General features: G+C 68.5%; 16 protein-coding genes. 7 read left to right on the forward strand and 9 right to left on the reverse strand.

What is annotated here, in order from left to right:
• Positions 1–131: 131 nt before the first annotated feature.
• Positions 132–2,066: a SurA N-terminal domain-containing protein gene (locus tag JYG32_RS03385; RefSeq protein WP_213264648.1), complete on the forward strand. Its 1,935-nt coding sequence runs from the start codon at positions 132–134 to the stop codon at positions 2,064–2,066.
• A 75-nt stretch (positions 2,067–2,141) separates the two neighbouring features.
• Here JYG32_RS03385 and JYG32_RS03390 read toward each other — a convergent pair whose 3' ends face one another.
• Positions 2,142–2,816 (reverse strand): arylesterase, encoded by a 675-nt coding sequence (locus JYG32_RS03390; protein ID WP_174383827.1) that lies wholly within the window; start codon positions 2,814–2,816, stop codon positions 2,142–2,144.
• On the opposite strand from JYG32_RS03390, the gene JYG32_RS03395 reads away from it, so the two are divergent.
• The gene (locus JYG32_RS03395; RefSeq protein ID WP_174383826.1) at positions 2,815–3,528 is read left to right on the forward strand and encodes an ABC transporter ATP-binding protein; all 714 of its coding nucleotides are present in this window, start codon (positions 2,815–2,817) and stop codon (positions 3,526–3,528) included. The two genes, JYG32_RS03390 and JYG32_RS03395, sit on opposite strands and share 2 nt — an antisense overlap.
• A gap of 60 nt (positions 3,529–3,588) precedes the next feature.
• On the opposite strand, the gene pgi is transcribed toward JYG32_RS03395, so the two are convergent.
• From pgi to JYG32_RS03410, 3 genes are all read right to left on the reverse strand, one after another.
• Positions 3,589–5,211 carry a glucose-6-phosphate isomerase gene (gene pgi, locus JYG32_RS03400; RefSeq protein ID WP_213264649.1) on the reverse strand — a complete coding sequence of 541 codons (1,623 nt, stop codon included), beginning with the start codon at positions 5,209–5,211 and terminating at the stop codon, positions 3,589–3,591.
• A 111-nt stretch (positions 5,212–5,322) separates the two neighbouring features.
• Positions 5,323–6,867, reverse strand: coding sequence for an NAD(P)H-hydrate dehydratase (locus JYG32_RS03405; protein ID WP_213264650.1), 1,545 nt, complete (start codon positions 6,865–6,867; stop codon positions 5,323–5,325).
• Between the two features lie 53 nt (positions 6,868–6,920).
• Positions 6,921–8,216 (reverse strand): FAD-dependent oxidoreductase, encoded by a 1,296-nt coding sequence (locus tag JYG32_RS03410; RefSeq protein WP_213264651.1) that lies wholly within the window; start codon positions 8,214–8,216, stop codon positions 6,921–6,923.
• Positions 8,217–8,544: 328 nt separating this feature from the next.
• Between JYG32_RS03410 and purL the strand changes: the two genes are divergently transcribed.
• Both purL and JYG32_RS03420 read left to right on the forward strand, forming a co-directional pair.
• Positions 8,545–12,609 (forward strand): phosphoribosylformylglycinamidine synthase, encoded by a 4,065-nt coding sequence (purL, locus tag JYG32_RS03415; RefSeq protein ID WP_213264652.1) that lies wholly within the window; start codon positions 8,545–8,547, stop codon positions 12,607–12,609.
• Between the two features lie 5 nt (positions 12,610–12,614).
• Positions 12,615–13,160, forward strand: coding sequence for a GNAT family N-acetyltransferase (locus JYG32_RS03420; protein WP_174380887.1), 546 nt, complete (start codon positions 12,615–12,617; stop codon positions 13,158–13,160).
• A gap of 180 nt (positions 13,161–13,340) precedes the next feature.
• Here the strand turns inward: JYG32_RS03420 and JYG32_RS03425 are convergent, their stop codons facing one another.
• The 5 genes from JYG32_RS03425 to JYG32_RS03445 form a co-directional block, all read right to left on the reverse strand.
• The gene (locus tag JYG32_RS03425; RefSeq protein ID WP_174380883.1) at positions 13,341–14,123 is read right to left on the reverse strand and encodes a peptidylprolyl isomerase; all 783 of its coding nucleotides are present in this window, start codon (positions 14,121–14,123) and stop codon (positions 13,341–13,343) included.
• An 18-nt stretch (positions 14,124–14,141) separates the two neighbouring features.
• Positions 14,142–14,450: a BolA family protein gene (locus JYG32_RS03430; protein ID WP_047900921.1), complete on the reverse strand. Its 309-nt coding sequence runs from the start codon at positions 14,448–14,450 to the stop codon at positions 14,142–14,144.
• A 1-nt stretch (position 14,451) separates the two neighbouring features.
• The gene (locus JYG32_RS03435) at positions 14,452–14,982 is read right to left on the reverse strand and encodes a septation protein A (RefSeq protein WP_034181202.1); all 531 of its coding nucleotides are present in this window, start codon (positions 14,980–14,982) and stop codon (positions 14,452–14,454) included.
• A gap of 145 nt (positions 14,983–15,127) precedes the next feature.
• Positions 15,128–15,559 carry a peptide-methionine (R)-S-oxide reductase MsrB gene (msrB, locus tag JYG32_RS03440; RefSeq protein WP_096471129.1) on the reverse strand — a complete coding sequence of 144 codons (432 nt, stop codon included), beginning with the start codon at positions 15,557–15,559 and terminating at the stop codon, positions 15,128–15,130.
• Between the two features lie 46 nt (positions 15,560–15,605).
• A complete protein-coding gene (locus JYG32_RS03445) occupies positions 15,606–17,174 on the reverse strand; it encodes a protein adenylyltransferase SelO (protein WP_213264653.1) in 1,569 nt (522 codons plus the stop codon).
• Between the two features lie 193 nt (positions 17,175–17,367).
• Here JYG32_RS03445 and JYG32_RS03450 point away from each other — a divergent pair, with 193 nt between their 5' ends.
• The 3 genes from JYG32_RS03450 (at position 17,368) to pncA (ending at position 21,972) form a co-directional block, all read left to right on the forward strand.
• Positions 17,368–19,011, forward strand: coding sequence for a 3-(methylthio)propionyl-CoA ligase (locus JYG32_RS03450; RefSeq protein ID WP_174380881.1), 1,644 nt, complete (start codon positions 17,368–17,370; stop codon positions 19,009–19,011).
• A 199-nt stretch (positions 19,012–19,210) separates the two neighbouring features.
• The gene (locus JYG32_RS03455; RefSeq protein WP_213264654.1) at positions 19,211–21,295 is read left to right on the forward strand and encodes a 3-hydroxyacyl-CoA dehydrogenase NAD-binding domain-containing protein; all 2,085 of its coding nucleotides are present in this window, start codon (positions 19,211–19,213) and stop codon (positions 21,293–21,295) included.
• A 44-nt stretch (positions 21,296–21,339) separates the two neighbouring features.
• A complete protein-coding gene (gene pncA, locus JYG32_RS03460) occupies positions 21,340–21,972 on the forward strand; it encodes a bifunctional nicotinamidase/pyrazinamidase (protein ID WP_213264655.1) in 633 nt (210 codons plus the stop codon).
• Positions 21,973–21,996: the final 24 nt, after the last annotated feature.

Genomic DNA, 21,996 nt, shown 5'->3' on the forward strand with positions numbered 1-21,996 from the left:
TGGAGGAAGCCGCCTGCGCGGCTTCCGGGCGGGACTCGAAGGGTTGCGCTTGCTCGCAGCACACCTGCTTTTCTCCCGTCCCACCCCGTATGTTGTAATATCGGTCGTTTTGTCCAATTTTCCCGTCACGCATGCTCGATTTCTTCCGTAATCACCAGCGCCTGATGATGGCGCTCCTGCTCCTGATCGTGTTGCCGGGGCTGGGTTTCGTCGGGATCCAAGGCTTCCGCGGTTTCTTCGACGATAGTGCGAACGCCGCGGCGGTCAACGGGCACAAGATCACGCGGGCCGAATTCGACGGCGCGTTCCGCCAGCAGATCGACCAGGCGCGTCAGGCGCTCGGCGGGCAGTTCGACATCAAGATGTTCGATACGCCCGAGCATCGCAAGCAGGTGCTCGACGGCCTGATCCAGCAACGCGTGCTGGCCGACGAGACGCAGCGTCTGCACCTGACCGCGTCCGACAACGCCGTGCGCGATGCACTGATGAGCGACCCGATGATCGCGTCGCTGAAGAAGCCCGACGGTTCGATCGACGTCGAGCGCTACGCGCAACTGCTGTCGTTCCAGGGGATGACGCCCGAGCAGTACCAGGAGCGCGTGCGCTACAGCCTCTCGCTGCAGCAGATTCCGGCCAGCATCGTGTCGAGCGCGTTCACGCCGAAGAGCCTTGCGCAACGCCTGTCCGAACTCGCCGCGCAGCAGCGTGAAGTGCAGGCGCTGGTGCTGAAGACGAGCGACTACGCATCGAAGGTCCAGCCGACCGACGCGCAACTCGCCGCGTACTATGACGCGCACAAGCAGAGCCTCGCGACGCCTGAGACCGCGACGATCCAGTACCTCGTCTATTCGCCGGCCGCGGCGGCCGCAAGCGCGCAGCCGACCGATGCGGACATCAAGAAGTTCTACGACGACAACCCGACGCACTTCCGCACCGAAGCGCAGGTTCGCGTGAGCCACATCTTCATCGCCGCGGCGAGCAGCGCAAGCGCGGCCGACAAGGCGGCAGCGAAGACGAAGGCCGAGCAACTGCTCGCCGACGTGAAGGCGCATCCGGACCAGTTCGCGCAGATCGCGCAGAAGAGCTCGCAGGACGCGCCGTCGGCCGCGAAGGGCGGCGACCTCGGCTTCATCACGCGCGGCTCGACGGCGGGCGGCAAGGCGTTCGACGATGCCGCGTTCGCACTCAAGCAGGGCGACGTGAGCGGTGTCGTGCAGTCGGAGCTCGGCTTCCACATCCTGAAGGCGACCGAAGTGAAGCCGGAGGCCGTCAAGCCGTTCGCGGAAGTGAAGGACCGGATCGCGGTGGACCTGAAGCAGCAGTACGCATCGAAGGCGTTCACGGACAACGCGGAAGGCTTCACGTCGACCGTCTACGAAAAGGCGAAGACGCTGCAGCCGGCCGCCGACAAGTACAAGCTGACGATCCAGACGGCCACCGTCACGCCGACGCCGAATCCGCAACTGCCGCCGACGAGCCCGCTGAACAATCCAAAGTTCCTGGCCGCCGTGTTCGCGAACGATTCGGTGAAGAACCAGAACAACACGCAGGCGATCGACGTCGGCAACAACACGCTGATCTCGGCGCGCGTGACCGACTACAAGCCGGCTGCGGTGCCCGCGCTCGACGCGGTCAAGGACGGCGTGCGCCAGAAGGTCGTCGCCGAGCAGGCCGCGGCACTCGCGCAGAAGGACGGTGCAGCGAAGCTTGCCGAGTTGCGGAAGTCGAAGTCGGCCGACGGATTCACGGCAGCGCAGAAGGTGTCGCGCACGCAGTCGCAGGGCCTGGCGCCGGCTGCGCTGAGCGCCGTCTACAAGGTCGATGCGAAGACGCTGCCGGCTTACGTCGGGGTCGATCTCGGCGCGGACGGCTACGCGATCTATCGCGTGAACGCGGTGATCCCTGGTACGGCGGTTGATCCGCAGCAGCTGGCGGCCGCGCAGCAGCAGATGGCGCAGGTCGACGCGCAAAGCGAAGGCGAAGCGTATCTTGCCGCGCTGCGCGATCGCTCGAAGGTGAAGCTGTACGGGACGACGACCAGCCAGTCGCAGGACGGCGGCAACTGAGCATCGTTTCGCCCGCAACAACAAAAAGCCCCGCTTCGAGCGGGGCTTTTTGTTTTCCGGCGGGGCGATACGTCGTCAGCCGCGCGGCTTGCCGAGCAGCGGCTTCAATGCCGGCCAGACGTTGTCGAGCAGAATGCCCTGCGCCTGCTGCGCGGGATGCATCTGGTCGGCCTGGAACATCTCGGGCTTGTTCTCGATGCCGGCCAGCAGGAACGGCACGAGCGGCACGCCGAGATCCTTCGACAGCCGTGTATAGACGGCGTGGAACTTCTGCGTGTAATCGGGCCCGTAATTGGGCGGCACGTACATGCCGACCAGCACGACCTTCGCCTGTGCGCGCCGCGCGCCGGCGATGATGTCGCGCAGGTTCTGCTCGGTCGTCGCGAGCGGCACGCCGCGCAGCGCATCGTTCGAACCGAGTTCGACGACGACGATCGAAGGCTTGAGCCGCTGCAGCACCGCGGGCAGCCGCGCGCGGCCGCCGCTCGTGGTGTCGCCGCTGACGCTGGCGTTCGCGACGCTATAATCGATTCGCTCGGTCGTGAGCCGCTGCCGCAGCAACGCAACCCAGCCCGTGTCGCGCGGCAGCCCGTATTCGGCCGACAGGCTGTCGCCGAGCACGACGATCACCGGCTGGCCCGATGTCGGGGCCGGCGCCGTCACGGCGCGTGCAGGCGCGGTTGCGGCCAGCAGGGTGCCCAGCAGCGCGGCGAGCGCCGCGCGTCTTTTCCAGCGAAATGTCGTGTCCATGTTCAAGATTACCGATCCGATCATCGAAGTCCATGACGTGTGCAAGCGGGTCGCCGACGCAACGGGCGAGCTGACGATACTCGACGGCATCACACTCGCCGTGCGGCCGGGCAGCAGCCTCGCGATCGTCGGCGCGTCGGGTTCGGGCAAGTCGACGCTGCTCGGCCTGCTTGCGGGGTTGGACAGCGCGACGAGCGGCACGGTTCGCCTGCTCGGCCGCGCGCTCGACCAGCTCGACGAGGACGAGCGCGCCGCGCTGCGCAACGGTGCAGTCGGGTTCGTGTTCCAGTCGTTCCAGTTGATGCCGCACCTGACGGCGCTCGAAAACGTGATGCTGCCGCTCGAACTGCAGGGCGGCATCAGCGCGCGCGATGCGGCCAACCGCGCACGGGCGCTGCTCGTGCAGGTCGGTCTCGGCGAACGCACCGCGCATTATCCGAAGCTGCTGTCGGGCGGCGAGCAGCAGCGTGTCGCGCTTGCGCGTGCATTCGTCACGCACCCGGCGATCCTGTTTGCCGACGAGCCGACCGGCAGCCTCGACGCGGCGACGGGGCACGCGGTCATCGACCTGATGTTCGAACTGAACCGCACGCACGGCGCAACGCTCGTGCTCGTCACGCACGATGCCGAACTCGCGCGCCGCTGCGCGACGACCGTGACGCTCGACACCGGACGCATCGTCGAGCCGCACGCGGCGCAACGCGGCGCCTGAATTCTTCTGCCAGCCGCACCGGGCGTACTGCGCGGCTGGCGTGCGCATGACGCCGTCGCGTCAGCGCTTGAGCGCCGCGCGGGCGCATTCGATCAGCGCCGTGGTCGACGAGTCGTGCTTCGCGGGCTCGACCGACTCGGCCGACAGGTCGGCTTCCACGACCTTGCCGAGAATCTTGCCGAGTTCGACGCCCCACTGGTCGAACGGATTGATGTCCCACACCGTCGCCTGCACGAGCACCTTGTGCTCGTAAAGCGCGATCAGCGCGCCGAGCGTGCGCGGCGTCAGCGCATCGACGAGCAGTGTCGTCGTCGGGCGGTTGCCAGGGAACGTCAGGTGCGGCGCGAGCGCTTCCTTGCCGGGCCCGGCGACCTTGCGTGCTTCTTCGAGCGTGCGGCCGAGCATCAGTGCCTCGCTCTGCGCGAAGCAGTTCGCGAGCAGCTTCGGATGATGGCTCGCGAGCGGATGCTCGGGCGTCAGCACCGCGATGAAGTCGATCGGCACGATCGTCGGCCCCTGGTGCAGCATCTGGAAGAACGCATGCTGGCCGTTGGTACCCGGCTCGCCCCACGTGACGGCCGACGTCGGGTAATCGACGAAGGTGCCGTCCAGGCGCGCGGATTTGCCGTTGCTCTCCATTTCGAGCTGCTGCAGGTACGACGGCAGGTAGTGCAGCGCTTCCGAATACGGCGCGACGAGATAGCTCTGCGAGCCGAAGAAATTCCGGTACCAGATGCCGATCAGGCCGAGCAGCACCGGCAGGTTGCGCTCGAGCGGCGCTGCGCGGAAATGGCGGTCCATGTCGTTCGCGCCGGCCAGCAGTTCGTCGAACTGCTCGGGGCCGATCGCGATCATGATCGACAGGCCGACCGCCGACCACAGCGAATAGCGGCCGCCGACCCAGTCCCACATTTCGAACACGTTGTCCGCGGCGATGCCGAACTTCACGACTTCGGCCGGGTTCGCCGACACGCCGACAAAGTGCTTCGCGAGCGCGTCCTCGGGGCAGCCGCGCGCGACGAACCAGTCGCGCAGCGAGCGTGCGTTCGTCATCGTTTCGAGGGTCGTGAAGGTCTTCGACACGATGATCGCGAGCGTTTCCTCGGGATCGACCTGTTCGAGCACGCGCGCGAGATCAGCGCCGTCGACGTTCGACACGAAGTGGGTCGAGATTTCAGGTGTTGCGACGTGATGCAGCGCATGCACGACCATCTTCGGCCCGAGATCGGAGCCGCCGATGCCGATGTTGATCACGTGGCGGATGCGTTTGCCGGTGTAGCCCGTCCACGTGCCGCTGCGCACGGCGCGCGCGAAGGTCGCCATCTTCGCGCGCTCGGCGCTCACCTGCGCGTGGAACGGCGCTTGCGGGTCGGTCGCGCGCAGCGCGGTGTGCAACGCGGCGCGGCCTTCGGTCGGGTTGACGATCTCGCCCGCGAACATCGCGTCGCGGCGCGCTTCGACGCCTGCGTCGCGCGCGAGCTGCACGAGCAGGCGCAGCGTTTCGTCATTGATGCGGTTCTTCGAGAGATCGGCCGCGAGACCGCCGCCCGCGATCGTGAAGCGTTCGGCGCGGGTCGGCGCGCGGTCGTTTTCCGGCGCGAACCAGTCGCGCAGCCGGGCGTGGCGGATCTGTTCGAAGTGGGATTGAAGGGCAGTCCAGGCGGGGAGCGAATTCAGCGTCATGGCGGTTCGAGTGAAGCGTGAATCGGGAGGAATGCCGCGCCGGCTCATCGGGATCGGAGGGCCGGCGGACGAGAGGGCCCGCCGTGCGGCGGGGCAGTCAGTATAGCGGCGTTATGTGTCGGCGCGCGGCGACGGATAAAAAAGGCGATTGATCAGCGTGCGCACCATCGGTGCGAGTTCGCCGGCCGTGAGCCCGGCCGGGCCGGTACCGTGCGCGGTCAGCGTGTCGGCCGCGAGGCCGTGCAGGTAGACGCCCGCGAGCGCCGCTTCGTACGGGCCGACGCGCTGCGCGAGCAACGCGCCGATCAGGCCGCCGAGTACGTCGCCGGTGCCGCCGGTGGCGAGCGCCGCGTTGCCGGTCGGGTTGATCGTCACGCGGCCGTCGGGTGCCGCAATGACCGTACCCGAGCCTTTCAGCACGACGATGGCCGCATGGCGCGCGGCGAGCGCCTGCGCGGCTGCGACGCGATCGAGCTGCACCGTCGCCGTGTCGCTGCCGAGCAGCCGCGCGGCCTCGAGCGGATGCGGGGTCAGCACGCACGGATTGCCGCGCGCGCCGCGCGAGGCGACGGCGGCCGCGAGGTCCGCGTGCGTCGCGACGAGGTTCAGCGCGTCGGCATCGAGCAGTGTCACGGCGTCGTGCGCGAGCACGTCGCGCACGAGCGTTGCCGCGGCCTCGCGCGTGCCGAGGCCGCAGCCGGCCGCGATCGCGGTCATCGCGCCGAGGTCGAGGCCGTCGGCCGGATGCAACATCAGTTCGGGGAACGGCGGGTCGTACGGCGGCGCGCCGGCGCCGAGGAAGCCGACGTGCACCTTGCCGGCGCCCGCGAACAGCGCGGCACGCGCGGCCAGGATCGGCGCACCGCACATGCCCGTGTCGCCGCCGAGCACCGCGAGGCTGCCGAACGTACCCTTATGGGACGCAAATGCGCGCGCGGGCAGGGCCGCAGCGAATCGCGCGGGCGCGTTCAGCACGATGGCCGGTGCGGCGGGCGGCGCGACGTCGAGCGATGCGACGGCGATCTCGCCGGCGAGGTCGCGGCCGTCGCCCGTGTAGAGGCCCGGCTTCGCGCCGATGAAGGTGAGCGTATGCGTGGCCGCGACGGCGACGCCCGCGCCGACGATCCGGCCCGTATCGCTGTCGAGCCCGCTCGGCACGTCAAGCGCGAGTACGCGGCCGCCGCTGTGCGCATGCGCGGCAATGCGCGTGGCCTGCTCGGCGAACGCGCCGTCGAGCGCGCGGCGGAGACCGATGCCGAACAGCCCGTCGACGACCCATGCGTAACCGTCGAGCGATGCGGGCGGCGTTGCCGACAGCGGTACGCCGGCCGCGCGCGCGAGGCCGAGCGCCCATAACGCGTCGTCCGGCTTGACCGGCACCGGCATCCACGCCTGCGTCGCGACGCCGAGCTGCTGGAGCTGCGCGGCGGCCACCAGCGCGTCGCCGCCGTTGTTGCCGGGGCCGACCGCGAACCACACGGGGCGGTCGTCGCCGGCGACGCGCTCGGACAGCCAGCGCGCGGCGGCGGCACCTGCGCGGCCCATCAGCGTGTGCGGCGGCAGCGCCGCGGCGGCGTCGGCTTCCGCCGCGCGCAGGTCGGCGACGCGCAGCAGCGCGATCGGATCGGAGTCGGGAAGCGGGCGGGTAACGGTCATCGCGGGATCGTGGCGGCTGGCAAGGATGCCGCCCCGGGACGGGCCCGCGGCGGTCAGGTCGTGAAGCGCTCGGCGCGCAGCGCGGCGAGCGTGTCGGGGGGCCAGTCCTGCACGTCGCCGCCCAGGTAGTCGGTCACCACTTTAGCAGACCCGCACGCGAGCCCCCAGCCGGTCGGGCCGTGCCCGAAATTGACGAACACGCGCGGATGCGGGGTCGGACCCACGACGGGCAGGCCGTCCGGCGACAGCAGTTGCGTGCCTTGCCACGACAGCGCGGCCGAGATCCGGGCGGCACCGGGGACCCAATCGTGGACGGCCTGGCCGAGCAGCGCGAGCGCGGCCTCGGACAGCGGCTCGGCGAGCGGCTTCGCGGTGTCGGGCAGGCTCTGCAGCACGGCGCCGCCGCCGATGCGCAGCCGCTGGTGGGTGCGCGTGATCGAGATCCGCTTGATCGAATCGACGACGCTCAGGTGCGGCGCGTGCTCTTCGTAGGCGACCGGCGCGGTGAGCGTGTGGACCCGCACCGGATGCAGCGGCAGGTGCCAGCCGAGCCGTTCGAGCAGCGACAGGCTGCCGGCGCCGGCGGCGACCACGATCGCGTCGGCGGAAATCACGTCGACTTCGCGCGCATTCGCCGCGTTCCGGTTGCCGGACGGGACGAGTTCGACCGCGGCGCGGCCGGTGTCGACGCGGATCGCGGCAACGTCCGCGCCGAAGCGGAACTGCACGCCGTGCTCGTCGAGCGTCTGCTTGACCAGTTTCGCGAACAGCGGGCAGTTCCCGGTGCGCTCGGTCTCGAGCAGCACGCCGCCGGCGAAGCCGGGCTCGGCCGGCACCGACGGTTCGAGCGCCGCGCATTCGTCGGCGCTCAGCGTGCGGTACGGCTGGTCGAGCGTGCGCAGCAGGTCGAGCGCGGGCTGCATCGCTTCCCAGTCGCGCGGATCGCGCACGACGTGCAGGATGCCGGGCTTCTGTTCGAATTCGAGTTCTAGGCGTGTTTCGATGTCGGCGAGCGTGTCGCGCGATGCGTCGATCAGCGGGCGCAGCCGCGCGTACTGCGCGGCGAACGCGTCGGGCTCGCGCAGCGTGCCGAGCTGCTTGACGAAGCGGCGCACGCCGCCGTTGAAGCCCGGCTTGTAGACGATCCCGCTGTCACGCGGCTGGCGCATGAAGGTCGGGCCGAACCAGACGTCGAGCGGGCTCGGCAGCAGTGCGCCGCCGTCGCCGTAGGTCGCGCCCTGCGCGACGGTCGCGTGGCGTTCGACCACGCACACGTGGTGGCCGGCCGCGCGCAACTGGTAGGCGGTGGCGACGCCGCTGATTCCGCCGCCGATGACGATGACATCCATGGATTGCTTCGATGACGGGCGGCGCGCACGCCGCCCGGTGAGAATTCGCTGAGGGCCCGGGCCCGGTGAACCCGGAATGATAGCGCCAAAATCGCGCCAACCGGCGTCGGGCGAGCGCGTGCCGTGCGGCCGCGCGACGGCCGCCGGCTGCCGCGCCCGCGCGGGCCGGCCCGGCGGGCGGCCGTGTACGGCGCGCGCCGCGGCACCGTTGCGGTGCATGCGGACTACCGATCGGCCGGTTTTGGGCGCCCGACTTCCGGGTATAATTGCGGCCTTCCTTTCGCCCCACGTCGCCACCTCGCGCGACTCATCGACGTCAGTCCAGCCCATGGCTCACTTCTCGTGTTTTCCCGGCGCTTCGGCCCTCTCCGATTTCCGTCAAACCCGTCTGCTCGACACGCTCAGGCAAATCGACGCCAACATCGTCGCGGTGCGCGGCCAGTTCCTGCACTTCGTCAATGCGGCCGAGCCGCTGTCGGCCGACGACAGCGCGCGCATCGACGCGCTGATGCACTACGGCGCGCCGTTCGAGCCGGCGGCCGAGAAGGGGGCGTCCGAGACCTTCGTCGTGCTGCCGCGCTTCGGCACGGTCTCGCCGTGGGCGAGCAAGGCGACCGACATCGCGCAGCACTGCGGCCTCACGCAGGTGCGCCGTATCGAGCGCGGCGTCGAATTCACGGTTACGCTGAAGTCGGGCCTGCTCGGCGGCAAGAAGGCGCTGTCCGACGACGCGCGTGCGGCCGTCGCCGCTGCGCTGCATGACCGGATGACCGAAAGCGTGGTCGCCGCGCGCGACGACGCGAAGCACCTGTTCGACGAACTGCCGGCCAAGCCGCTCGCGAGCGTCGACGTGCTGGGCGTCGGCCGCGGCGCGCTCGAGCGCGCGAACGGCGAACTGGGCCTCGCGCTCGCCGACGACGAGATCGACTACCTGGTCGACGCGTTCCGCAAGCTCGAACGCAACCCGACCGACGTCGAACTGATGATGTTCGCGCAGGCGAACAGCGAGCACTGCCGCCACAAGATCTTCAACGCGCAGTGGACGATCGACGGCGAAGCGCAGGACATGTCGCTGTTCGCGATGATCCGCAACACCGAGAAGCTGAACCCGCAGGGCACGATCGTCGCGTATTCGGACAACTCGTCGATCATGGTCGGCGCCGAGGCCGAGCGCTGGTTCCCGCGCAACGCGGGCGCGGCCGGCGAGCCGGGTGAACGTTATGGCCGCCACACCGAACTCACGCACACGCTGATGAAGGTCGAGACGCACAACCACCCGACGGCGATCTCGCCGTTCCCGGGTGCGGCGACCGGCGCGGGCGGCGAGATCCGCGACGAAGGCGCGACGGGCCGCGGCGCGCGTCCGAAGGCCGGCCTCACGGGCTTCACCGTGTCGAACCTCGACCTGCCTGATGCACGCCGGTCGTGGGAAAACGCGCGCGACGCGGCGCAGCCGGTCGGCGAGCGCAATCCGAATGACGCGCACGGCCCGTACGGCCGCCCGGACCGCATCGCGTCGCCGCTGCAGATCATGATCGACGGCCCGCTCGGCGGCGCCGCGTTCAACAACGAATTCGGCCGCCCGAACCTCGGCGGCTACTTCCGCGTGTACGAGCAGAACGTCGGCGGTCAGGTGCGCGGTTATCACAAGCCGATCATGATCGCGGGCGGCCTCGGCAACATCGCGGATCAACATACGCACAAGCACGACGTGCCGGCCGGCTCGCTGCTAATCCAGATCGGCGGCCCCGGCATGCGGATCGGCATGGGCGGCGGCGCGGCGAGTTCGATGGCGACCGGCGCGAACACGGCCGAGCTCGATTTCGACTCGGTGCAGCGCGGCAACCCCGAAATCGAGCGTCGTGCGCAGGAAGTGATCAACGGCTGCTGGCAGCTCGGCGCGGAAAACCCGATCCTGAGCATCCACGACGTCGGCGCGGGCGGCCTGTCGAACGCGTTCCCCGAGATCGTCGACGGCGCGGGCAAGGGCGCACGCTTCGAACTGCGCAAGGTCGCGCTCGAGGAATCGGGCCTGTCGCCGCGCGAGATCTGGTCGAACGAGGCGCAGGAGCGCTACGTGCTCGCGATCGCGCCGGCCGACCTGCCGCGCTTCGAGGCGATCTGCGCACGTGAGCGCTGCCCGTTCGCGGTGGTTGGTGTCGCAACCGACGAGCGCCAGTTGCAGCTCGTCGACGCCGAAGCGGCGGGTGCCGACGAATATCCGGTCGACATGCCGATGGAAGTGCTGCTCGGCAAGCCGCCGCGCATGCACCGCGACGTCGCGCGCGTGGCGACCGAGCGCGCGCCGGTCGACGTGACGGGCATCGCGCTGTCGGAAGTGGCGGTCGACGTGCTGAAGCACCCGACGGTCGGCAGCAAGTCGTTCCTGATCACGATCGGCGACCGTTCGGTCGGCGGCACGTCGGTGCGCGACCAGATGGTCGGCCCGTGGCAGGTGCCGGTGGCCGACTGCGCGGTCACCGCGCTCGACTATGCGGGCTTCAAGGGCGAGGCGATGACGATGGCCGAGCGCACCCCGCTCGCGGTGATCGACGCGCCCGCATCGGGCCGCATGGCCGTCGGCGAAGCGATCACGAACATCGCGAGCGCGCCGATCGCGTCGCTCGACAAGCTGAAGCTGTCGGCGAACTGGATGGCCGCATGCGGCACGGCCGGCGAGGACGCCGCGCTGTTCGACACGGTCAAGGCGATCGGCATGGAGCTGTGCCCGGCGCTCGGGATCGGCATCCCGGTCGGCAAGGACTCGCTGTCGATGAAGACGAAGTGGGACGAGCAGGGTGTCGCAAAGGAAGTGGTCTCGCCGGTGTCGCTGATCATTTCCGCGTTCGCGCCGGTCGAGGACGTGCGCCGCCACCTGACGCCGCAACTGCGCCGCGTCGCCGACGCGGGCGACAGCGTGCTGATCGCGATCGATCTCGGCCGCGGCAAGAACCGGATGGGCGGCAGCATCTTCGCGCAGGTCACGCAGCAGGTCGGCGACACGACACCGGACGTCGACGATGCGCAAGACCTGAAGCGCTTCTTCAACGCGATCCAGTCGCTCAACGCGCAGGACAAGCTGCTCGCGTACCACGACCGCTCGGACGGCGGCTTGTGGGCGACGGTGTGCGAAATGGCGTTCGCGGGCCGCGCGGGCGTGTCGCTGAACGTCGACATGCTGACGCTCGACGAGAACCACGAATCCGACTACGGCGACGCGAAGGACTGGGCGAAGCAGACGAGCGGTCGCCGCGACGATCGCACGCTGCGCGCGCTGTTCTCCGAGGAGCTCGGCGCCGTCGTGCAGGTGCGCACGGCCGATCGCGACGCGGTGCTCGGCGCGCTGCGCGAGTTCGGCCTGTCGACGTGCTCGCACGTGATCGGCTCGGTCAACGACCGTGACGTGATCGAGGTGTACCGCGACGCGAAGAAGATCTTCGACGCGCCGCGCACCGAACTCCATCGTGCATGGGGCGAAGTGAGCTGGCGCATCGCGCGCCTGCGCGACAACCCCGCATGCGCGGATGCCGAATACGACGCGCTGCTCGACGCGGCCGATCCGGGCATCTCGCCGGTGCTGAGCTTCGATCCGGCCGACGACATCGCCGCGCCGTTCATCGCGACCGGCGCGCGGCCGCGCGTCGTAATCCTGCGCGAGCAGGGCGTGAACTCGCATCTGGAAACGGCCTACGCGTTCGACCGTGCGGGCTTCGATGCGCATGACGTGCACATGAGCGACCTGCTCGCGGGTCGCGCGACGCTCGCCGATTTCGCGGGGGCGGTTGCGTGCGGCGGCTTCTCGTACGGCGACGTGCTCGGTGCGGGCGAAGGCTGGGCGAAGACGATCCGTTTCAACGCGAACCTCGCCGACATGTTCGCGGCGTTCTTTGCGCGTCCGGATACGTTCGCGCTCGGCATCTGCAACGGCTGCCAGATGTTGTCCAGCATCTCGTCGATGATTCCGGGTGCGGAAGCATGGCCGAAGTTCACGCGCAACAAATCCGAGCAGTTCGAGGCGCGCTTCTCGTTCGTGGAAGTGGAGAAGTCGCCGTCGATCTTCTTCGCCGGGATGGAAGGCTCGCGGATTCCGGTCGCGGTCGCGCACGGCGAAGGCTACGCGGACTTCTCGCAGCAGGGCGACATCGACCGCGTTGCAGTCGCGATGCGTTTCGTCGACCACCGCGGCGAAGCGACCGAGCGCTATCCGTTCAACCCGAACGGCTCGCCGGCCGGCATCACGTCGGTCACGACGGCCGACGGCCGCTTCTCGGTGCTGATGCCGCACATGGAGCGCGTGCACCGTACGGTCGCGATGAGCTGGCACCCGGAAGGCTGGGGTGAAGCGAGCCCGTGGATGCGCGTGTTCCGCAACGCGCGCCGCTGGATCGGCTGATCCGGATGATGTTCGACCCGAATGCGCCGGTCGAGGTCGTCACGCTGCGCGACGAGCGCGCGAGCGAGGCCGACGCGATCGGCCGCGTGATCGTCGCGGCGTTCGCGAGCGAGCCGCAGGGCGGACAGTTCGAGCGGCAGATCGTCGACGCGCTGCGCGCGGACGGCGCGCTGAGCGTGTCGCTCGTCGCGGAGCGCGACGGGCGCATCATCGGCCACGTCGCGTTCTCGCCGGTCGCGATCGGCGGCGAACCGTCGGATCGACAGCAGTGGTACGGGCTTGCGCCGCTCGCGGTGCGGCCCGACTGCCAGCGGCAGAGCATCGGCGCGGGGCTCGTGCGCACGGGGCTCGACGCGTTGCGTCGGCTCGGCGCGCGTGGCTGCGTCGTGCTCGGCGATCCCGCGTACTACGCGCGCTTCGGGTTCGAACCGTCCGGCGCCATCGTGTTTCCGGACGTACCGCCCGAGTATTTCCTCGCGCTGTCGTTCGACGAATCGGCGCCGCGACCGTCGGGCGACGTTCGCTATCGCGACGTGTTCTATCCCGCGTAGCGAACGCTGCGATGCGGGCGGGTATCGTCAAGTACAGCAATGGCCGCTCTTCGGAGCGGCTTTTTTATTGCACGTGGACTGACGGCCGGAACCTCGCGATGCGCGCGCTGCAGGCGCACCAATTGAAAAAGCCGCTCCGAAGAGCGGCTTTTCGATGCACGGGCGACGGGCGCGCCGGCGTTACTGGATCTTCGCCTGCTGGCGCAGGCCTTCCTCGAACGCCTGCAGCTTCTGCTGCACGAGCTGTTGCGCGATCTGCGCCTTCACCTGGTCGAACGGCGGCGGTGCGATGTCGCGGATGTCGTCGACGCGGATGATGTGCCAGCCGAACTGCGTCTTCACCGGCGCGTCGGTCATCTGGCCTTTCTGCAGTTTCTGCGCGGCTGCCGCGAATTCCGGCACGTACGCCTTCGGGTCGGACCAGTCGAGATCGCCGCCGTTCTTGCCCGAACCCGGATCCTTCGAGTATTGCTTCGCGAGATCCTCGAACTTCGCGCCGGCCTTGATCTTCGCGATCAGGTCCTTCGCCTGCTGCTCGTTGTCGACGAGGATGTGGTGCAGGTGATATTCGCGGTTGCCGCCGGCACCCTTGACGAGCTCGTCGTAGCGCGCCTTCACTTCGGCGTCGGTCGGCTGGTTCTTCTTCAGGAAGCTCTCGATCATCGAACGCAGCACGACGGTCTGCTGCGCGACGGCGACCTGCGCCTTCACGTCCGGACGGTTCGGGATGCCTTCGCGGATCGCTTCCTGCATCAGGATCTCGCGGTTCACGAGTTCCTGGCGCACGGCCTGCTGCAGTTGCGGGCTGTCGGTCTGGCCTTGCTGGACCAGCTGCGCGACCATCGCGTCGGCGCGCGACTTCGGAATCGGCGTGCCGTTGACGACGGCGATGTTCTGGGCGAATGCCGGCGCCGCTGCGAAAGCAGCCGCCGCGACCCACAGGCGGGGGGATTTCAGGATCATCGGGAATTCCTAATGAGACTAGATAGAAGATTCGTTGAATTCTTCGGGCGTGTAAGCCACGATCGCGAGCGCGTGAATGCCGCGCTGCATCGCATCAGCGAGCGCATCATACACCAGCCGGTGCCGTGCGACGCGCGGCTTGCCCGCGAAGGCGGCCGACACGATCGTGACCGTGTAGTGGCCGCCGGAGGCCGCGCCGGCGTGGCCCGCGTGCTGCGCGCTGTCGTCGCGCACGGCGAGCGACACGGGCGCGAGCGACGCGGTGAGGCGCGCTTCGATCAGCGCGATGCGTTCGTCGGGCGACGCGTGGAGAAAGGCGTCCGTCATGTCATTCGTCCTTCAGGTACTTCGTGAGCCACAGGCTCTGCAGGATGATGAACACGACCATTGCGCCGGTCGTGCCGAACAGCTTGAAGTTCACCCATTGCGATTCGGTGAAGTTGTGCACCACATACAGGTTCGCGACGCCGAGCACCGCGAAGAACAGCGCCCACGCGACGTTCAGCTTGTCCCACACCGGGTGCGGCAGCGTGAGCTGCTTGCCCATCATCTTCTCGATCAGGTTGTTGCCGAACGCATAGCGCGCGGCAAGCAGCCCGACCGCAAACAGCCAGTACAGCACAGTCGGTTTCCATTGAATGAATTTCTCGTCATGCAGGACGAGGGTGGCGCCACCGAAGACGACGATCACGCCGAGGCTGACCCACAGCATCGTGTCGACCTTCCGGTGCCGGAAGGCGACCCACGCGACCTGGGCCAGCGTCGCGACGATCGCGACGGCGGTGGCGGTGAAGATGCCCCAGACCTTGAAGGCGACAAAAAACAGGATGATCGGAAACAGATCGAACAGGAATTTCATGGCGCTCGCAGCTGCGTGAAAGGCCGCTTGCGCGGCCTTTCACCGTTGTAGGGACCCGCCGGGCACCGCCGTCGCGGATCGGGGGCGGCCAGCCCGGGAGCAGGCCGCCCGGCGAGGATCACCTCGCCGATCCGCCCGGCGCCGCTCATTCGTTTTCGGGTCGGGATTCGAAGTTTAACGCAGCCGAATTGATGCAGTACCGCAAACCGGTCTGATCGCGCGGGCCGTCCTCGAAGACGTGGCCGAGATGCGCGCCGCAATGGTTGCAGCGGACCTCGACGCGCACCATGCCGTGCGAGTAGTCGACTTTTTCGTCGATCACCTCGCCGTCGAGCGGCTTGAAGTAGCTGGGCCAGCCGCAGCCCGAGTGGAATTTGGAGCCGGATTCGAACAGCGGCGTGCTGCACACGACGCACTTGTAGATGCCGGCGTCCTCGGTGTCGGTGTATTCGCCGGTGAATGCGCGCTCGGTCGCCGCATGCTGCGTGACCTCGTACTGCATCGGCGTGAGCCGGCGGCGCAGCTCGGCGTCGTCCTTCTGGTACGGGAAGGTCTTGTCGTCGGAATCGTGGGACATGTGGGGTTCTCCTGATCGGTCGGTCGATACGCGCGGGTTGGGGGCTTCAGGACGAGCAGCTCACTTCGAGCGACCCGGCCCAGTCCGGCGGCAACGCCGCGTACGCTTCATGCTCCGGTTGTTCGTCGAACGGCCGGCGCAGGACCTGCGCGAGCCGCTCGACTTCCGAAAAATCCTTTTCCTTCGCGCGCCGGATCGCGACTTCGGCCAGATGGTTGCGAAGCACGTATTTCGGGTTCACGCGGTTCATCGCGACCGCACGTGCCGCGTCGTCGCGCGTTTCCTCGGACAGCCGTGCACGGTAGAGGTTCGCCCATGCATCGAACGCGTCGCGGTCGATGAACAGGTCGCGCGCGGGCGCGTCGCGGCTTGCGTCGTGCTTCGACAGTTGCGCGAGCCGGCGGAACGTCAGCGTGAAATCCGCGTGGCTCGCATGCATCGTCTCGAGCAGCTTGTTGGCGAGTTCGGCATCGTTCTCGCGTTCGAGCTCGAGGCCGAGCTTCGCACGCATCGCGCGTTCGAGCGCGGGGCCGAAGCGTTCCGGAAATTTCGCGAGCACGGCCTGCGCGTCATCCACCGCGCGCTCGGCGCGCGCATCGTCATCGGCGATGCCGTGCTGCAGCCCGATCAGCGGCAGCAGCGCCTGCGCGAGGCAATAGCAGTTCCAGTGCGCGATGCGCGGCTGCATCCGGTACGCGTAGCGGCCGCTGTTATCGGAGTGGTTGCAGATGTGGTTCGCGTCGAACGCGTCGACGAAGCCGAACGGGCCGTAGTCGATCGTCACGCCGAGGATCGACATGTTGTCGGTGTTCATCACGCCGTGGCAGAAGCCGACGGCCTGCCACTGCGCGACGAGGTCGGCCGTGCGCAGCGTCGCGGCTTCGAGCAGCGCGAGGTAGGGATCGTCCGCGTCGCGGCAATCCGGATAGAAACGGTCGATCGTGTGGTCGGCGAGCTGGCGCAGCAGGTCGGGGCGATCGTTCGAGAAGAAGTGCTCGAAGTGGCCGAAGCGCACGAAGCTTTCCGACACGCGCGTGACGACGGCCGACGTCTCGATCTCCTCGCGGACCACCGGCTGGTCGGAACCGATCACCGTCAGCGCGCGCGTGGTCGGGATGCCGAGGTGATGCATCGCTTCCGAGCACAGGAACTCGCGGATCGACGAGCGCAGCACCGCGCGGCCGTCGCCCATCCGCGAGTACGGCGTGCGGCCGCTGCCTTTCAGTTGCAGCTCGTAGCGGCGGCCGTCCGTGCCGGTGCGCTCGCCGATCGTCAGCGCGCGGCCGTCGCCGAGCTGGCCGGCCCACACGCCGAACTGGTGGCCGGAATACACCGATGCGTACGGCATCGCGTTGGCGGGCCAGTCGCGCGTCGGATTGCCGGCGAACAGCTCGGCGAACCCGGGCTGCGCGGCAATCGATGGCGGCAGGTCGAGCAGTTGCGCGACTTCGTCGGAAAAGCCGACGACGTACGGTGCGGCAAGCGGCGCGGCCGGCAGCCGCGTATGAAACGCGTCGCCAAGTGTGACGAACGCGCCTTCGGCGGGCGCGCCGAGCGTGGCGGCGAGATCGGGGAAGGTGTCAGCCGCATCGGCTGCGCTTCGGGAAAACGACATGTTGAGCGCCTCTGGGTAAGCCGATATTGTAAGGCGGCGCCGCGCCGCCCGCATGGTGGCCCGCGCACCGCGCGCCACGCCCGTCCGGGCCGCTGACGGGCGCCCGCCGGTCTCGTGTCAACGCATGCGTGTTCCTTATGGAAACAGCCCCCGGGCTGGTCACCGATTCGCGTCCTTCAGGGAGAACAAGACGATGGGTAAGCCGTTGCTGGGCCAGATGATGGACATGCCGTTGCTGGTGTCCTCGCTGATCGCGCATGCCGCGCGTCACGCGGGTGACACCGAGATCGTGTCGAAGCGCATCGAGGGCGATGTGCATCGCTACACGTATCGCGACTGCGAACGCCGCGCGAAGCAGCTCGCGCAGGCGCTCGCGCGGCTCGGCGTCGAAGCCGGCGACCGCGTCGGCACGCTGGCGTGGAACGGCTACCGGCATCTGGAGGCGTACTACGGGATCGGCGGGATGGGTTCCGTGTGCCACACGATCAACCCGCGCCTGTTCCCCGAGCAGATCGCGTACATCGTCAATCACGCGGAAGACCGCTACGTCCTGTTCGACATCAATTTCGCGCCGCTGGTCGACGCGATCGCGCCGCAATGCCCGCACGTGAAGGGCTGGATTGCGATGACGGACGCCGCGCACCTGCCGTCCTGCGCGACGCCGCTGCTCTGCTACGAAACGCTCGTCGAAGCGGAGGACGGCCGCTACGACTGGCCGCGCGTCGACGAGCAGCAGGCGTCGGGGCTCTGCTACACGTCGGGCACGACCGGCAATCCGAAGGGCGTGCTGTATTCGCACCGCTCGACGGTGCTGCACGCGTACGGCGCCGCGCTGCCCGACGCGATGAACCTGTCCGCGATGGACGCCGTGCTGCCCGTCGTGCCGATGTTCCACGTCAACGCGTGGGGCTTGCCGTATGCGGTGCCGCTCACCGGCGGCAAGCTCGTGCTGCCCGGCAAGGATCTCGACGGCAAATCGCTGTACGAGCTGATGGAGGCCGAGCGCGTGACGTTCTCCGCGGGCGTGCCGACCGTGTGGCTCGGCTTGCTCAACTACATGCGCGAGGCCGGCGTGCGTTTCTCGACGCTGAACCGCACGGTGATCGGCGGTTCAGCGTGCCCGCCCGCGATGCTGCGCACGTTCGAGGACGAATACGGCGTGCGCGTGATTCATGCATGGGGGATGACCGAATTGTCGCCACTCGGCACGCTCGCCAAGCTCAACTGGGCGCAGTCGCAGCGGCCGCTCGACGCGCAGCGCCGGCTGCTCGAGAAGCAGGGGCGCGTGATCTGCGGCGTCGACATGCGCATCGTCGGCGAGGACGGCCATGAGCTGCCGTGGGACGGCGTCGCGTTCGGCGAACTGCAGGTGCGCGGGCCGTGGGTGATCGATCACTACTTTCGCGGCGACACGTCGCCGCTGTCGGACGGCTGGTTCCCGACCGGCGACGTCGCGACGATCGACCCCGACGGCTTCCTGCAGATCACCGACCGCAGCAAGGACGTGATCAAGTCGGGCGGCGAGTGGATCAGCTCGATCGACATCGAGAACGTCGCGATCGCGCACCCGGGTGTTGCCGAGGCCGCGTGCATCGCATGCGCGCACCCGAAATGGACCGAGCGCCCGCTGCTCGTCGTGGTGCCCCGCGAAGGCGCGAACCTGAGCCGCGACACGCTGCTCGCGTTCTATGAGGGCAAGGTCGCGAAATGGTGGATTCCCGACGACGTCGTGTTCGTCGAATCGCTGCCGCACACCGCGACCGGCAAGCTGCAGAAGCTGAAGCTGCGCGAGACGTTTCGCGATTACGTGTTGCCGACGGCGGTGTGCGAGCCATAAGGAGCCGTAAGGCCAAGCGCGGGCCGGAGACAGGCCGCGATCCGGTCGCCCGATCCGTCCCCGGGTCGGGATAAAAATTCAAATTGAACGACCGTGCTTTTTCGTTGTATGCTGCCTCCGTTCGATCCGGACATGCGGCTGTTCGACCGCGCACAATGAAGCGCAGCCACCCCGGCGCGCGATGCATGGAGGCAGGCAGATGGCAGTGGATTACTCGACTCGCGACGGCGTGGCCGTCCTTACGCTCAACAATCCGCCCGTCAACGGGCTCGGCCTGTCGACCCGCCAGGGCGTCATGGACGCGCTCGATCGCGCCGCGCAGGATCCGTCGGTCGCGGCCATCGTGCTGACCGGCGCGGGCCGCGCATTCTCGGGCGGCGCCGACATCACCGAATTCAACACGCCGAAGGCGCTGCAGGAGCCGACGCTGCACACCGTGATCCGCGCGGTGGAGGCGAGCGCGAAGCCCGTCGTCGCGGCGCTGCACAGCGTCGTGATGGGCGGCGGCCTCGAACTCGCGCTCGGCGCGCACTACCGCGTTGCGGCACCCGGCGCGCAGGTCGCACTGCCCGAAGTGAAGCTCGGCCTGCTGCCGGGCGCGGGCGGCACGCAGCGCCTGCCGCGCGCGGTGGGGCTCGAAACCGCGCTGAACATGATCGTGTCGGGCGCGCCGGTGCCGTCGGAGCAACTCGCGAAGAGCGGGCTGTTCGACGAAATGGCCGACGGCGACCTGCTCGACGCGGCCGTCGCGTTCGCGCGCAAGGTCGGTGCTCAAAAGGGGCCGCATCCGCGCGTGCGCGATCGCAAGATCGTCCACGAGAACGCCGCGGGCTTCATCCAGTTCGCACGCAATTCCGCGCGGGCCGCCGCACCGAACTTCCCCGCGCCGCACAAGTGCATCGACGCGATCGAGGCCGGCGTGCTGAACGGCTTCGACAAGGGCAGCGTTGCCGAGCGCGAGGGTTTCGTCGCGCTGATGATGACGCCGGAAAGCCGTGCGCTGCGTCATGCGTTCTTCGGCGAGCGTGCGGCGAGCAAGATTCCCGACGTGCCGGCCGATACGTCGTTGCGCGAGATTCGTCGCGTCGGCGTGATCGGCGCGGGCACGATGGGCGGCGGGATCGCGATGAACTTCGTCAACGCGGGCCTGCCCGTCACGCTGCTCGAGACCAGGCAGGAAGCGCTCGAGCGCGGCGTCGCGACGATCCGCAAGAACTACGACGCGCAGGTGAAGAAGGGCAAGCTCACGCAGGAGAAGCTCGACGCACGCATGGCGCTGATCGCGCCGACGCTGTCCTACGACGACTTGAAGGATGCCGATCTGATCGTCGAGGCCGTGTTCGAGGAACTCGGTGTGAAGGAGCAGGTGTTCAGGAAGCTCGACGAAGTCGCGAAACCGGGCGCGATCCTCGCGTCGAACACGTCGACGCTCGACGTCGACAAGATCGCGGCGTTCACGAAGCGTCCGCAGGACGTCGTCGGTATGCACTTCTTCAGCCCGGCGAACGTGATGAAGCTGCTCGAGGTCGTGCGCGGCGCGCAGACCGCGAAGGACGTGCTCGCGACCGTGATGGCGGTGGCGAAGAAGATCCGCAAGACGGCGGTCGTGTCGGGCGTGTGCGACGGCTTCATCGGCAACCGGATGATCGAGCAGTACATCCGCCAGGCGCTCTTCATGCTCGAGGAAGGCGCGCTGCCTTCGCAGGTCGATCGCGCGATCGAGAAGTTCGGTTTCGCGATGGGGCCGTTCCGGATGAGCGACCTCGCCGGCAACGACATCGGCTGGGCGATCCGCAAGCGCCGCTACGTCGAGCAGCCCGATCTGCAGTATTCGAAGATCGCCGACCGTCTGTGCGAGCAGGGCCGCTTCGGCCAGAAGACGGGCGCGGGCTGGTACGACTACGTGCCGGGCGAGCGCAAGGCGAAGCCGTCGTCGCTGGTCGACGAGATGGTCGTCGCGTATTCGCAGGAGCGTGGCGTCGAGCGGCGCAAGATCGGCGATGACGAGATCGTCGAGCGGCTCGTGTTCGCGCTCGTCAACGAAGGCGCGAAGATCCTCGAAGAGAAGATCGCATCGAAGGCATCCGACATCGACATGGTCTACCTGACCGGCTATGGCTTCCCGCTGTGGCGCGGCGGCCCGATGCTGTACGCGGACGTGGTCGGCCTCTACAACGTCGAGCGCGCGATTCGCCGCTATGCGGCCGCGCCGAACGGCGACGCCTGGCAGCTCGCGCCGTCGATCGTGGAGCTGGCAAAGGCCGGCCGCGGGTTCAACGGCTGACGATATCGCACGACGGCGCGCCCGATTCCTCCAGGAGAAACGCAATGAAACGCACCGACGACGTACTGCTCGTGATCGACGTGCAATACGACTTCATGCCGGGCGGCGCGCTCGCGGTGCCGGACGGCGACGCGGTCGTGCCGGTGATCAACGCGCTCGCGCGACGCTTCGACCAGGTCGTGCTGACACAGGACTGGCACCCGCGCGAGCACGTGTCGTTCGCGGCGAACCATCCGGGGCGCGAGCCGTTCTCGACGCTCGCACTGCCGTACGGCGAGCAGGTGCTGTGGCCCGTGCACTGCGTGCAGGACACCGACGGCGCGGCGCTGCATCGCGACCTCGACATCCCGCACGCGCGGCTCGTGATCCGCAAGGGCGGCGACGCACAGGTCGACAGCTATTCCGCGTTCGTCGAAGCCGATCGGACGACGCGCACGGGGCTCGCGGGCTATTTGCGCGAGCTCGGCGCGAAGCGCGTGTGGTGCTGCGGGCTCGCGACCGACTATTGCGTCGCGTGGTCGGCGCTCGATGCGCGTGCGGCCGGTTTCGAAGCCGCGGTGATCGACGATGCGTGCCGCGCGATCGACCTGAACGGGTCGCTCGCGCACGCATGGCAGCAGATGCAGGCAGCGGGCGTCGCACATGTGATGTCCGCGGGCGCGCGCCCGACGGCGTAGCGCATTCCCCATCCGATTTAGGGT

The organism is Burkholderia pyrrocinia (assembly GCF_018417535.1).
In the GTDB taxonomy this organism is placed as follows: Bacteria; Pseudomonadota; Gammaproteobacteria; order Burkholderiales; family Burkholderiaceae; genus Burkholderia; species Burkholderia pyrrocinia_E.